The sequence below is a fragment of the Mycoplasma sp. P36-A1 genome, from assembly GCF_049478495.1.
Lineage (GTDB): Bacteria > Bacillota_I > Bacilli_A > JAJDGJ01 > JAJDGJ01 > P36-A1.
This window is the reverse complement of sequence record NZ_CP168083.1, coordinates 270,305-286,467: the sequence shown is the minus strand read 5'-3', so window position 1 is coordinate 286,467 and position 16,163 is coordinate 270,305. Positions and strand designations below refer to the sequence as shown.

9 protein-coding genes are annotated in these 16,163 nt (G+C 24.3%); 2 read left to right on the top strand and 7 right to left on the bottom strand.

The features are described 5' to 3' along the window. Window positions 1-50: 50 nt before the first annotated feature. From ACD762_RS01305 to galE, 3 genes are read right to left on the bottom strand one after another with little or no spacing between them, the layout of a single operon-like run. Window positions 51-1,586, bottom strand: coding sequence for a hypothetical protein (locus ACD762_RS01305; RefSeq protein ID WP_423364066.1), 1,536 nt, complete (start codon window positions 1,584-1,586; stop codon window positions 51-53). Next, on the bottom strand, window positions 1,579-2,529 hold the full coding sequence (locus ACD762_RS01300) for a glycosyltransferase family 2 protein (protein ID WP_423364064.1): 951 nt from the start codon (window positions 2,527-2,529) through the stop codon (window positions 1,579-1,581). The genes ACD762_RS01305 and ACD762_RS01300 overlap by 8 nt, the downstream gene beginning before the upstream one ends. Next, window positions 2,529-3,506: a UDP-glucose 4-epimerase GalE gene (galE, locus tag ACD762_RS01295; RefSeq protein ID WP_423364062.1), complete on the bottom strand. Its 978-nt coding sequence runs from the start codon at window positions 3,504-3,506 to the stop codon at window positions 2,529-2,531. Before galE ends, ACD762_RS01300 begins: the two co-directional genes overlap by 1 nt. Before the next feature lie 193 nt (window positions 3,507-3,699). Between galE and ACD762_RS01290 the strand changes: the two genes are divergently transcribed. Then, the gene (locus ACD762_RS01290) at window positions 3,700-6,165 is read left to right on the top strand and encodes a YfhO family protein (RefSeq protein WP_423364060.1); all 2,466 of its coding nucleotides are present in this window, start codon (window positions 3,700-3,702) and stop codon (window positions 6,163-6,165) included. 405 nt (window positions 6,166-6,570) lie between these two features. Here the strand turns inward: ACD762_RS01290 and ACD762_RS01285 are convergent, their stop codons facing one another. From ACD762_RS01285 to ACD762_RS01270, 4 genes are all read right to left on the bottom strand, one after another. Then, window positions 6,571-7,230, bottom strand: a complete 660-nt coding sequence (locus tag ACD762_RS01285; RefSeq protein WP_423364058.1) for a hypothetical protein — start codon at window positions 7,228-7,230, stop codon at window positions 6,571-6,573. A gap of 132 nt (window positions 7,231-7,362) precedes the next feature. Next, window positions 7,363-10,302 (bottom strand): AAA domain-containing protein, encoded by a 2,940-nt coding sequence (locus ACD762_RS01280; protein WP_423364056.1) that lies wholly within the window; start codon window positions 10,300-10,302, stop codon window positions 7,363-7,365. Between the two features lie 24 nt (window positions 10,303-10,326). Next, a complete protein-coding gene (locus ACD762_RS01275; protein WP_423364054.1) occupies window positions 10,327-11,733 on the bottom strand; it encodes a DUF4011 domain-containing protein in 1,407 nt (468 codons plus the stop codon). Between the two features lie 1,122 nt (window positions 11,734-12,855). Further along, entirely contained in the window at window positions 12,856-14,775 is a 1,920-nt protein-coding gene (locus ACD762_RS01270) for a P-loop NTPase fold protein (protein ID WP_423364052.1), read from the bottom strand. Between the two features lie 352 nt (window positions 14,776-15,127). Here ACD762_RS01270 and ACD762_RS01265 point away from each other — a divergent pair, with 352 nt between their 5' ends. Then, the gene (locus ACD762_RS01265) at window positions 15,128-16,162 is read left to right on the top strand and encodes an AAA family ATPase (RefSeq protein WP_423364050.1); all 1,035 of its coding nucleotides are present in this window, start codon (window positions 15,128-15,130) and stop codon (window positions 16,160-16,162) included. Window position 16,163 lies beyond the last annotated feature (1 nt).

Here is a 16,163-nt window from a genome sequence, read left to right as displayed (position 1 = left end):
TCTCCTTAAAAAATTTTAAAAAACTGAATACTTAAAAAAACACTGTAAATTTACATAAGATTTTTTTTGATATTACTAATTCGATAATAACCCATAACACTTATTAATATGTAAATGGGTATAAATTGTATTAAATATCTAGATCTTCCACCTTCGAATATCAATAAAAACAATAATCCTCCTAAAAATGCAGTTTTACATACTACTAATTTGTTATCAATACAACCTACTTTAAGTGTTGATAAAATCATACCTAATATACCAATAATCCATAAAAATTGCATGTAAAATCTCGAATTTTTTACATTATCTCCATCTGAATAATATGTGTCTCTTAAAAAGGCTTGAACTACATTATTTGACTTCAAATTACTTTTCAAATTTGCTTCGCCACCTAAGCCCCAACTAAAATCTCCTCTTGAAACATTATAATTAAGTTTATTAAATAAAAATTTGATATATCCTAAAAAACCCTTTTCTTTAAGTCTTAGATTTATTTGATCAATTGTATATTCTTTTTTTTGATCATAACTTTTAAAGCTCGCTGTCATATTCACATCTTCTCTATTATACCCACCATTACCTTTTAATCCCATCATAACCCAATGTGTTAATGGTATTTTTTTTTCACTATCATAATCTATAATATCTTGGTTGTATATCTGATTGTTGGCTATTTTAGTAAATGAAAAAAGAAGTGCTAAAAATATAAACACTAAGCATATTTTTTGTTTTGAAGACTTTTTTATATTAAGAAAAAAAACTAAAATAAAAGCAATTACAAAAATTATACCAGTTGGTTTCAATAAATAGGAAAATACACTCAATGCTGAAAGTAAAATAACTAGTAATATCTTATTGTTTATTTTTTCAACACTACCTATACATCCGAACACAAATATTATGATACATGTAATTGATAGTGAAAAGGTATCAGTATAAGGCACTAAAATATGTGGTGATAACATGACAGTTATAGCAAGAGCATAAGTTGAAATATATGAAAATGATTTGTTAAAAATTTTACTAATTCCAAAGAAAAATAATACTACGCCTACATCAATAATAAAAATATTGAATAATTGCCAAAACATCCAAGTATTACCTATTCCAGAATGTATAAAATTACCAAGCTTAGTTACATTGAGCATTATAAAAAAATATAAAGAATTATTTGGATACCTTGACAAGTATCCACTAATAGAAATAGTTTCACCAACTAAAGTATCTTTGACACCTTTAAATATTGCTCCGACATCCCAACCAATAGGAGTAGAAATATTTATAATAATTATTATTTGCAATACTACGGCAATAATAAACAGTTTTATGCTATTTTTCCCAATATCTTTTACAAAAGCATTTTTAAGTTTATTAAAATGATTGATTAAAAACAGTCTACTTTTTTTATTTATAATTAATACTCCAAAAATTATTAATGAGATTATTGTTATAAAGAAAACTAAGGGTGTTAGGTTTTGTATATCAAAAATTGGTGATCTTAATGAAAAATACAACATTAAGATGCTAACAAATAAAAAAGTAATGTTAATAAAACTTGCAAACTTCTCATAAACTCTATTCATCTATTTTACCCTCTTCTTCATAACCATATTTATTAGCTACTATATATAGTGGTCTTTCTTTAACATTATTACTGATGCCTGCAATATATTGACCGAATATTCCAAGTGTTATAAATAAAATACCAAAGAAGAATGTTAGTAATAACATCATTGATGACCATCCACTAACTGTTTTACCAAATATTAGACTAGATATTATATAAATTATAAAAATAAAATCTATCAACAGTGTTAATATTCCCAAATTTGTAACCAATTTTAATGGCTTATCTGAAAAAGATATAATAGCATCATTGGCAAAAGCAAACATTTTAAACAAACCATATTTAGTTTTACCAGCATATCTTTTATCTCTTTCATACTCTACGGCTATTTGTTTAAAGCCTACCCAGCTTACCATTCCTCTTACAAAGCGATTTTTTTCAGGCATTTGTTTTAAAGCTTCTACTACCTTTCGATCCATTAATCTAAAATCACCAGTATTTCTAGGTATTCTTATTTCACTCATTTTATCTAAAAAAGCATAAAACATATAAGCTGAGAGTTTCTTAAATAAAGACTCTCCTTTTCTTTTAGATCTTGTACCATAAACTACATCATATTCTTCTTGCCATTTAGTAATAAATTCAGTTATTACTTCTGGTGGATCTTGTAAGTCTGCATCAATTAAAACAACAGCATCCCCCTTAGCACTATCAATACCAGCACTTACAGCTGCAGAATGGCCAAAATTACGGGAAAAATCTATTATTTTAACTTTGTTATTATCTTTTTGAATATCTAGTAATTTAGGTAATGTATTATCAGTACTACCATCATTTATAAAAATTAATTCATAATCATAGTTATTTAAATTATCCATTACCTTATATAAACGTTTATAACTTTCATCAACTACTGCTTCTTCAAAGTACATTGGTATTACTACACTAATAAGTTTCATTATTTAACACCTTTACATTCATAATTATATGCCGTTTCAATAATGATATTAATATCATCATATTTAGGTATCCAATTTAGATCTTTAACTATCTTTACATTAGAAGCAATCAACTCTGTTGGATCACCACTTCTTCTAGACTCTATTTTATATGGTAGTTTTTTTCCAATAACACTCTCTGTAGCTTTAATTATCTCTAATACAGAGTATCCATGATTATATCCTAGATTATAGAAATTACTTTTTTTAGTTTTGATTAAACTTTCTAAAGCTAGAATATGAGCATCACATAAATCTAATACATGAATATAATCTCTAATACAACTACCATCTTGGGTATCATAATCATTTCCATATACACTTAGATATTCTCTACTACCATTAACTACTTGCATAATAATAGGAATAAGATGCGTTTCAGGATTATGTCTTTCTCCTAATTTTGAGTCTAAACTTGCTCCTGCAACATTAAAGTATCTTAAAACCATATAGTTTATACCATATGCTTGTTCAACCCACTTAACCATTTTTTCCATAGCAAGTTTAGTTTCACCGTAAGCATTTATTGGCTTAGTTTCATACTCTTCTGTAATAGGCATAATTTCATGCATTCCATAGGTTGCAGCAGTTGAAGAGAAAACTATTTTATCAATATTATTCTCTTTCATAGCATCTAATAAAATTTGCATCCCATAAACATTGTTATCGTAATAAGCTAATGGAATACTCATACTATCACTTACTATAGATAATGCTGCAAAGTGCATTACTGCATCTACTTTATATTTTTTAAATATACTATTTAATTTTTCCTTATTTCTTAAATCACAATTTTCAAAGATTGCTCTTTCATCAATTGCATCACTATGTCCTGTTGAAAGATTGTCTATAACTAAAACTTCATAATTATTATCTAATAACATTCTAACTTGATGCGATCCTATATACCCAGCTCCACCTGTAACACATATTAACACTATAAACACCTCATTTATAACAAAATAATTTTCAACTATTATTATAACATACAGTTAAACTTAAATATTAAAAAAGTTTGTTTTTTTGGTTACATCTTTAACAAAAAACTTTAATTAAACTATTATTCTACTATGCATAATGTTAAACTATAAGTTAGAAATTATAATACTTACAAAAGGAGAGAATAGTTTAATGAAGAATTTTAAAAATAAGTATAGTTCTTATCTATTTTTTACAATATTTTTATTTTGTGTTATTGCAATCTTTGGCTATCTAGAATATAGAGGATTAATTTTTGGTGAAGCTAGAGGTGATTTTTTAACGCAACATGTTAGATTTATTGATTATTATAGAGAGACATTTTATAAAACTGGCAACTTATTTCAACCTATTACAATGAATTATGGAACTACTCAAGATTATGCTAATTTATATTATCATGGGTTTTTAAATCCTTACTTAATGTTGTCATTATTAGTGCCTAGTCTAAGTACTTTAACGGTAATAAAATTAATGCAAATTTCAACATTGATCTTAACATATTTATTTTCATATTTGCTATTTAATAGGCTAGGCACTAAATTCTGTACAAATGTTGATAAAATAAAATGGTATTCTTTTATCTTTGCTGTAATTACAGCCTTTAGTGGCTGTGTCTTATGGCATTTTTCGCAACACTTTATGTTTTTCTATTACTTTCCTTTCATTTTTTTATCATATTATGCCTTATGTGATCTAGTAGATGGAAAAGGTATTATTAAATTTATAATCTCTGTTGCTTTAATAATGTATACAAACTTTTTCTTTGCCCTTATTATCGGTTTTACTCAAATAGTATTCATACTGTATTACTTCAATATAAGTAATGCAAGTATTAAACTTAAAACTCTATTATTTAAAACTCTTCTATCCTATGTTTTAGGTATAATGCTTGGAGCTATAGTTTTTATACCAGAAGCATTTGCAATTATAACTAGCAATAGATCTAGTCAAAAACGTAGTAGTATTCCCATAATACTGAATAACTCAAAAAATTTAGCATTTCTAATATTTGATAGTCCTTATAGCCAAGGTATGGGCATAATTACAGCTTTTGCATTTATACTAGGTTTATTAAACTTCAAAAAAAAATATGTATTAATTTTACTTGTTCCTTTAATAATAATATTTTTATCAGGACATTTTAATTATTTATTAAACATCATGCAATATACACATCGTAAAGTCTATATGTATGCCGTTCCATTAGTATTGATATTATTATTTTCAATGATAATTGATAATAAAATTAAATATAAAAATATAAGTTTAATAATTACTATTGTTTTGGCATGTTGTTATGTTTTTGTACCTAGCCTACATACAAATAGGTTTTCAGGTTTAATACTTATTATTCCAATGATACTACAAGCAATTATTTTTTTACTTTTAATAAATAAAGGTGACAAACTTAAGTATTGTATAATATTATTCATTCCATTACTTGCAATATCAACAACTTATGTAAATAGCACAAGGATGAGTAAGAAGGATTTTTATAAAAAAGTTTTAACCAAAAAAGTGGATAATTATTATGACAATAATATTAAGTCAGATTATTATCGTACTTTAAATGTTACAAATATGAATGCTGCAATTAACCATTACAGTCCTATATTGTACTCTTCTGTCTTAACAAAGGATTATGATATCTTTTATAATGAATTTGTAAATTTAGGTCGCAGTACTTTTAGTAATCGTACACAACGTGAAAGATATTATAATAATGATATTTTCAGAAAGTTATTTTCTATTAAACAAGTATATTATTCTAATAAAACATATGATGCAACACCATTTATATATGGAGTAACTAACAATCAAGTTCAATCTGATAAACAACTTTATGATAATAAAAACAATCTAGATCGCATTCTAGCTATTACACAAGATACTTTTGTTGATAGTAATACTAATAATAATAATTACCAGTTTGAAGGCTCTAAGTATCTTATAAAAGAAGGTAGCTTAAACATTGAAAAAGGAAAGAATCAAAGCTTTAATCTTATTTCTACTAAAGGCTTAAAAGATGGTACTCTGTATTTTGAAATGAGCACTAAGAATAAAGTTAATTCTAAACAAGATTTTTGTTTTGATAATGTATGTACTGGTGTTAGACCTGTGAATTTTTATAATGAACCTGCTAATGACACTGTAGTTATTATGGCTAACTCCAATAAGTTTGATAATAAAAATTATGTAGAATTAATAAGTAAACCAACTTGGAATCTTAATGATTACAATAATTATAAGTTATACTTTATTCCTAATAATAAAGTTAAATTAAAAAATGTTATTAATACTACTAACAATCAAGAACACTTTAATGAAAAGTATGAATTTGACTTAAATATGCCTAGTGATGGCTTTATAGCAACATCTATAATATATGATAAGGATTATATCATAAGTGTAAATGATGAAGTAGTCGACACAAGAAAAATTAATGGTCATTTTATTGGAGCAAGTGTTAAAGCTGGTAGTAATAAAATAATTATTACTCTTAAAAGAAATGACTTTACTCTAGGATTAATTATCTCAACTATTGCAGCTATTAGTATTGTGGCACTTGCTATTTATCAAAGTTATAAAAAAAAGGTTGATACTAGAAATAAATAAAGTACAATGTAATACAATTAGTTCAATATATTAAAGTTAAAGTTTATACTAAATAATAGAACTAAATACTATTGTTTTTATTTCTACATTATTTTACATAGTAGCAAATTAAATTATAATAATAATAATTGTATTTATTCGAGTTATTTAAGTTGTAAAATTTAATATTTACTACATATATTACCTATGCAAGATATATTTTGGATTTTCAAAAAAATAAAATTTTTTAGCAGTAAATGATTGCGGTATACTAACATCACCACCTTAAAATTCACTTATTCAGTTATAACAAAATAAATATCTTAAAAACAGACAGAAAAATAGCAGTAATTTTATAAATTCACTGCTATTTTTATTTGTCGAAATAATAATTTTTTGCTTTTACAAAAGAATTAAACTAAAGAATTACGTTTCCTTATACTCAGACCAATTACTATTTAGAAAGTCATTATATAATTTTAATATCTTTTTTGTTTCACTATTCTTATAACATGCTTTTATTCTGTACGGTAATTCAGCACCTTTATTAGATTCAACTATATTTGAAACACTAGGTCTTGTTAATCCCATCTCTAAATTACAATAATACAATTTTGCAAAATCCATATAGATGTTTTCTTTTTTTATACTTTCCATATTTGCAAATCTAGTTATTACATTATTTTCAAAAATAGTATCATTGTTTTTTGTATTAGTATTATTTAAAAAAAATATTAAATCACTAGGCTTAATTTGCATAAAGTCCTTGATATATCTTTTAATACAACTTAAATAAACTATATCATTATTTTCTGTCTCGATTACAAATATATTTATTAGATACATTATAAAATCAAAGACTTTTTCCTCATTTTCATAGTCAATACTCTTCATTAAATCTCTACATTTATTTTCAAAACTAAAATATATGTCTTCATCAATTCCATCTAACAGTTTCATTGGAAAAGTCGGATTAAGTTCCTGAATGAATTTAAGTTTTTTCTCTAATGTTTTTATTCTTTTTTCATTATAGTTGCTATCTATAATTTCTTTAACACACTTTGTGATTTCAATTGCTGTTTCCATAATAAGCATATAACTTATCCTTTCCTTTTTTTATTACATCAATATTATACATAAACAATAACGTTATTGTTTTTTTCAAAGAATCTAAAATAGTACATTGTAATCAATACGATTAACTTTTTAACATAAGTATTACTCAATATTTAAATCTTTAACATCATGTATAGTAGTATTAATAACTATAATATATTCTCTAGATATAAGATAATTCATAGCTTTTTCATATACTTTTTTATATCCTGCAGTTAATCTTTTTTTATCAAACACTTCTAGATTAACGGCTCTAATTAATCCTTCTATATCATAACCAATTCTTGTTTTAGCTGCTATTAGTAGTATTTGTGCTAAATCTTTTATGTTTTTTTCAAATAGATATACATCTTTTCCATGATAAGTTGGTAGACTTGTATCTATCTTTTTAGTTAGTGTTATTATATTAGACTCTTCATATTTGTTATCTTGATTATTTATATATTTATCTTTTTCTTCAGAATAATTATTTATTGTTTGGTTTATAAACTCTAATAGTTTAGCTTTTTCATTGTTATTATCATTAATCCAGCATGTAGAATATATTCTATAATAAGACCATCCTTTTGTTTCTAGTATTTCTTGTCTTAAACGGTCTCTATCTCTTGCTGTCTTTGAAGAATGATATGATTGACCATCACATTCTATTGCTACAATATAATTATCCTTATTTTTAGGATTAACTATAGCTAAATCTATTTTATAATCAGATGCTCCTACTTTAGTATGAACATCAAAGTTGTTCTCTATTAAGTAATTATAGATATTCTCTTCTAAATTTGAATCAAAAGATTTATTATTCTCTACATTAACATTTTCATAACCAATTAATGTTTGTAATCCTTTTTCTGTATAATCCAAGAAATCTCTGAATATTAAACGATTATTGTTATTAGTATCTGTTTTAATATCTATTGATCTAATAGAAGAAAAGATATGCATATACTCTTTAGCTCTTGTAATTGCTACATTTAACCTTCTTTCTCCTCCAACAGAAGTAAGTGGTCCAAAATTCATTTTTATATTTCCATTTAAATCTCTACCATATCCAACACTTAAAATAATAACATCTCTTTCATCACCTTGAACATTTTCTAAATTCTTAATAAAAAAAGCTTCATCTTTGTTTTCATCAAAGAATGTTTCAATTTCAGGATAATTATCTCTAAGTGATATTACTTCATCTTCTATTAGATTAGCTTGTGATATACCAAAAGCAACAATACCTAAAGACTTATGTGGATGATTAATTATATGATCATATACTTTTAAGGCAACTTCTTTTGCTTCATTTACATTTCCAAGCTTACTTTCCCATATTCCATTTTTAACATAGTTAAATGTTACATTACTATTATTGTTTATATTGTTAGAAGGAAAAGTAGTTAATCTTTTTTCATAAAACTTATGATTAGAAAAACTAATCAATGATTCATCTTTACTACGATAATGCCAGTTAAGATAACTGTTAGGTATTTTAGCTGATAATTCATCTAATATTGATTCTAAATCAACAATGTCATCTAATTGATCATCATCATTGTTAGAATTAAAGAAAGCTGATGGTGGCATTTGTTTTGAATCACCTGCAATTACTATTTGTTTACCACGTGCTATTGCAGCAATAGCACTTTCTGTTTTAACTTGTGAAGCCTCATCAAAGATTACTAAATCAAACATGCTCCAATCAGTATTTGTTGAAAAATAAGCACTTACTGATAAAGGAGACATCATCATACAAGGTTTTAATCTTGGTAATAAAGTTGGTAAAGATGCTATCAACTTTCTAGTAGACATCTGTCTTGATTTTTTCAATAGTTCTTTTTTTAATATTTGCATCTCTCCACCACAGTTATTTTCATTAACATTAGGAAGTGCCTTTAACAAGTTTAATCTTATCTTTTCTTTTGATAATTTAAATGTATTTTTATCATTCTCTTTAAAGCTAACTATATCTTGATTTAAGAAACTATGAGATTTATTTCTTAAAAAGTCATATTTAGCTTCTCTTTCTAAAAATAAAAAATAAAACCTTTTCTTAAAGATATTTAAAATATCTTCTTTAAGAAAACAATCTGATTCTATTTTATCTATAAAGTCATTTAAATTATAATTATTCAATAAATGTCTTTTAGATTGAACATAGTCTTTATATTCAACCCAAGTATTAAAATCTAAAGATTTTATAAAGTAAAGCAATTGTTCATCATCATAACTATCAAGATTATCAAAATTATTCTTTATGATTTCACTTGTTACTACAACATTATTACTTGTAGTAATTTTATTATTAACTAAAGATTCAATATTATCCCAATCAATCATTTCATTATTTACAATATTTTCTAATATTTCATTGTAAACAATATATTGATTGTTTACATATACAATATTTTTTAAATTATTAAGCCATAGTATTGTTTGATATAACTCTTCAACTTTTTCAAAATCATAGCCATCTATCTCTAAAGTAGTAGTTATTGATTTGATTAACAATTCTTTATCATTTGTAAGTTTTGCATACTTAGATTTATTATCGTTTCTATTTGCTAAATCCTCTAAGTTTTTTACTAAGATATCATAACTTAATTGCAAATCTTTAGTTAATAACTTATTAGATCTAAAAATATTTTTATAATCACTAGAAAACAATCTTTTAATAAATGATTTATATTCATATTTTAAGATTTTTATAGTCTTTTCAACATCAGCTTTATTAAGAAATTCATCCTCAAATTTTTCATTAATATGTTTTTCAACTGATAATATATGTTCATTAGTTTCATTTAATTCCTTATTAATATCTAGTAGTTTTTCTAAATTACTAATAACATTTATTAGATCTTTATCTAACATAGAATAAGAAGGATTATAGACTCTAGTATTAGCTAGTTCTTTTAAATTATTAAATAGTAATAATAGTTTTTCATCTTCTATTTTAACTTTAAATTCTTTATCTAAGCTATCCTTTGCAATACTAGCTTCAATTAATTGTTGTTGATAGTTTTCAAAAATATTTTTTAATTCTTCTTGCTTGCTCATACTAAAATCAACTTTTAAACTCTTCTAATTATTGTTTAAATGATGTTGTGTATTATCTAGATATGTATTAGCTAATGTCTTTATAGCATCAAAGACACCTTGTATTTGATTGTATGAATAATTAAATATTTTATCATCTATCTTAAAAATGACTAGTTTAGTATTTATGATAGGTGCTAATTTACCATGAACAAAGTAAAAAGACTTTTGTAATTTATGATCTGTAGAATGTAATATATTATCATATTCATTTAAAAAGTTAATATTAACTTGTAATTTATCATAAATCCATGTTTTATCATCTCTTGTTGCATAATCAGATTCTGCAAGATTCATAGTATTTTTTAATTGGGTTCTTATATCTGATTTTTTAGCTTTAATATCATGAAGTATTAAACAAAAATCAGCTAAGTTATTTTTTTCTAACTTTTCATAAACCACATTTAAGGCAGCTTGTTTTTCAGATACAAACAGTATTCTTTTACCTTGACCTAATTGATCTCCTATAATATTAGTAATTGTTTGTGATTTACCAGTACCTGGTGGCCCTTGTAAAACAAAACTATCACCTCTTCGAGCACGTTCAATAGCTTCTTCTTGACTTGAATCAGCATCTAAGATTTGCAATTTTCTTTTTACATCTATATTTTTAATATCTAGTGGTTTATTATAATCTTCATATAATAAATCACCATCTTCATCTATCAATGCATTAATAAATTTACTATTTTTTAGAAGTTCTTTATTAGTCTCTAAATCATTTTGTATTACTAAATTAGTAAAATTAAAAGTATCAATTATAATAGTTTCATCAATACTCCAATTAACTTGTTGACTTATTTTTTGTTTAAACTCTATTACTATTTCACTATAACTACTAAATTCAATATCTTTGTTTAAATCAATCCCAAAATCATCTTTTAATTTCTTGATTATAACTGGATTAATTTTAGCATCATCTGTTTTTATTTTACTAATTATAAATGAAGACTTTCTATTTTCTCTTTCTATTAATATAGGTACAAGTATTAATGGTGATTGTAATGGTTTATCTTTAGTTACATCACTACTTGTCTCATACCAATTCAACATTCCAAATGTCATATATCCTATATTAAAACCAATTTCATCATTTGCTAGTCTTATTTGTTTTCTAAGATATTCTAACTTCTTATTTTGTGTAATTACTTTATCATTAGCTAGTTTATATTTTTCTTCATCTTCATAATTTGCTTTATCAGGTAGAACATTTGAATATTCAATACATTTCTCATCATCTACTAATGCTCTATAAAGAGTACTAATCTCTTCTTCTACTTCAAAGCTTCCTGTCTTACGTTTCTTATAATTCAACATTCTATTTTTCTTTGTTAAATCAAGTAATTTTTTATTCCAATAATCATTCTTTTGTTCAAACAAGTCTAGATTCATATTCTATCCTCCAATATTTATCTTAAAAACATATATTAATAAAGCATTAAAACATGTATATTTATTTTAAAAATAACACAATTCTATATATTAAAATTATATCACAGTATGTAGTTAACTATTAGTAAAACTTTCATTACGTTGCAACTATATTTATTTATCATAGATAATTGTTTTAATGATCTATTTGCTATTGTAAAAAAGAAATATGATATTCATAAAATTTCTAGAAACAATATGAAAGTCTTCAACAGGGAAATGACTTTGTTCAAGTTATTGATGATATAAGAATATATGATAAAGCAGTATTATTAGTACAAAATATTGCTGAAGACTACATAATCTATTTAAACTTTGTGTATATGAACTAAGTAGTTGTTATATAAAAAAGATATTAAAAAGGAATAATTACTGAAAGCTGTAAAACAAAATATGCAATAATAGAAGTAACAAGACATAATACATAAAATATCAAACTTTAAAACTATTTAACATATACTAACTAAAAAATGTCAAAAATGCTTTAAAGGTCATCAAATAGTTATTAATTTATGTAGTTTTAAGTAAGTAAAAGAACCATACTAAATGTCTTAGGTAAGACTATATGGTTCTTTTCCATTTATTTTAACTGTCAAAATTGATTTTATAATATACAGCTTATCTAAAAAAGAATAATCTGCTTGTTAACAAAAGTGAATTATGATTATTAATAAGTATAATTATATACTCAAATTAAGAAAAATCGTGTTTACAACAACTGCAATTGAAAGCTTAATTATCTCATTTATACATTTAGAAAATTCGCTAAAATACGTACATTATTTATTAGTGAAGAAACTTTGTTTAAATTATTATATTTAGCTTAAGATAACTTACAGAAAAATAGAATACACCACAGTAAACTAGGGAATAGTATAATCTAGTTTATAAATTATATTCGAAGGATGTATATATGTTTATCGTTTTAGATCAATAACACAAATTTATATGCTACTCTTAAATTATACTATATTAATTATTAGCACTTTGCATAAATTCCTTAATAAGCTTTTTAAAATTGATAAATTACTTAACAACCAAAAATATAAATAATTTTATTTACTTATTTAGTTAAGTATAATTTTATGTTTTATTTTTTTTTATAATTTTGTAACCATGACTTTCAAGTTTAACAAACTTTTCATTTAGTTTATCAATTATAATATCCATTTGTATTGGCTTTTTAGGATTATCAAAATCAATTTTTTTAGTCCATAATGTAAGTTTTTTATTTTCGGGAATAAAGTATGGATTTGTGTATCCTATTCCATTGTCTAAAATGTCTAGATATATACAAAATGCAATAAATTGCTCATCATTTAAATCAGTAATTTTCTTAACTAGCACAGCATTCCACAGATCATAGTTTTTCCAAATATCTATAGACGAAATATATACAACTAAAATAAATTCTGGTCTTGCCAAACTTAAAGATTGAAGATTATTATAACAATCTTCAATTTTATCCTTGTGTATTTTACCTAAATCATTTGGACTGCAAATTCCATGCTTAATGAAAAAGTATAGAGAGTCTGAGTAATCATATTTACTTTCCAATAATATTTTATGCCACTCTTTAAAAATGTCTTCATAGTTTTGAAGATTTTCTTCGCTATAGCTATCAATATGTAAACTACTAACAATTTCATTATTTTTTTCTCTTACAATAAAATTAATAGTATCGCTTGATTTATTATCTTTTTCCAATCTTAAAGAAAGATTAAGTAACTTTTCTTTACGCTCATGAGAAAAGCTATTATATTTTACATACAAAAATCTATAAAAATCTTGTAGATAACTTGATAACATTTTTTTTTCAAGTTCTAGTTCATTTTCAAAAGTAGCTTCTAGTTCTTCCTCAGTTGAATTTGAAGTAGATTCATATATTAGATATTCTGTAAAATTATCGATATATACTGGTGGATATATTTTATCCCTGTTATTTAATATGTCTTCTAGAACGTTTTTAAGCAAAGTATTATTTTTTATAAATTCAAACAATTCATCATATTTGTCTATATTTTTTACTTGGCCAAATGCCATTTCACCTGTTGATAAGCGTTTTTTTTCAGTTAGTATTGCTTGTAATCTCTCATAATAATTAGGATGAAATAAGTACATATAAATAATAAGCAATTGTTGCTCAGTTTGAACCCTACCTAGTTTTCCCCTAGTAAAAAATTCTAAATTGACATAATCATTAAAATGATAACGATCCCTTAAGTTTCTTTTTTCAGATACAACTAAATTAATAAAAGATTTTGTAATATTACAATTGAAATTTATGCACAAAACTTCAAAATATTTTTCCCAAATATTTGAATAACTTAAGACAAAAGGAAGCTCTATTCTTCTATCAATAATTTTAGATAAAAAATGAGGTTTCTCTTCTATAATTTTTTCATAGTCACCTATGAATAATATTGGTAACCTTCCATTTAAAATATTAAATAAGATATAGGCTTCATTTTGATCGGTTTTTTTAACTCTATCAAAATCATCTAAAACCAATACAATATTATTATATGATAAATTCTTTAAAAAATAGATATACAAATCATCAATTTTAAACTGAAAGAATTTTAATATTGTTATTACTAAACCAAGCAATGAAATTATAATTGTTGCTATAGTTAGTACATTTTCTAAATTTGAACTTTCTATAGTTTCTAGTATTTTCGAATATACTTTTAAACTGAAAAATAAATATAAGACTAATAAACAAAATAAAGCAAATATATTTTTATATTTCTCGATAAAAATCTTTCTAAACGCCTTTGCGATTACGGTGCTATTATCACTTGGTTGCCATAAGTTCAAATATATAAATCTATCTTTAGATTCTTTTTCTACTTTGCTTATAAAAACGCTCTTACCACTTCCCCATTTTCCATTTAAGAAATAAGTCTTTTTCTCAGTAATTAACTTTGCAATTCTTTGTGCTGAAATTTCCGTATTTATTTCATTTAACACAATAAATTTATCATCATTTGATTCACTCATATTTACCTCCATTTTTTAAAAGTGTTTTTCCTACATAAACACAGCTATTTCTCTAAACAAACTTAATAACAGTATATCTTAATATTTTCATTTTATCATACTGCAGTTAAAAACTATACTAAATAAAAAAACTAAGTAGCAATTTGCATTTATTGATATAAAAGTGGACCACAATTCAACTTAATATCAGTTGAAAATACAATTACTGTTTTTTATCATATTACTGAAAACATCAATTTCATAAACAACTTAATTATTATAAGTCAAACAGTTTAAAGAAGTTTTTTGTCCCAAATAATATATTTTTGTCCCGTGATATGTTAAAATGTAAATATATACGAGGTGGCCTACAATGAAAAAGAAAAACATATTAAACTTAATAAAGTATCACTCTGAAAAAAATGAATTGCAATTTAGAAATGAGGCTATAGAAATAGCTAGAAACTTTGATGAAGCTGGTGATTATCAATTATCTGAATATATCATGAGTATGTTGTCTGAAGTTAATACATTTGTTCCACAGACTATGTTTTATGAAAGTGATTATTTAAAAGAAGTAGAACTAAATACAAATCCATTGCCTTTACCTGAAGTTATTGCTGATGATATCAAAGGTATTATCAATGCAGTAAATCATAATGTTGGGATTAATAAGTTTTTATTTGAAGGAGCACCTGGAACTGGAAAAACAGAAACAGTTAAACAAGTTGCTAGACTGCTTGATAGAAAATTATATATGATAGAATTTAGTGAGTTAGTCGATAGCAAATTAGGGCAAACAAACAAAAATATTGTTTCTGTTTTTAGTGAAATTAATAAACTTGCTTATCCATCAAAAGTATTAATTTTATTTGATGAAATAGATGCTATTGCACTTGATAGAATTAACTCAAATGATAATAGAGAGATGGGAAGAGTAACTTCAGCAATCCTGAAAGAATTAGATGGATTAAATAATGAAGTTGTTTTGATTGCAACAACAAATTTATTTGGTAATTTTGATAAAGCTTTAACAAGACGTTTTGATTCGATAATAAGTTTTAATAGATATAATAAAGATGATTTAGTAGCAATAGCTGAAAGTATTTTAAACTCATTATTAAAAACTTTTAAAAATGCTAGAAGAGATATGAAATTGTTTAAAAAAATAATATCTAACATGGATGTAATACCAAATCCTGGAGAGTTAAATAACATTATAAAAGTCTCTCTAGCTTTTAGTGATCCTAATAATCAATATGACTATTTAAGACGTTTATTAAAATCTACTCATAACAAAGATTTATCTTTAAAAGATCTTAAAGAATTAGGTTTTACAACAAGAGAAATTGAAGTTTTAACAGGTATTTCAAAAAGTCAGGTTTCTAGAGAACTGAAAGGAGAATAAA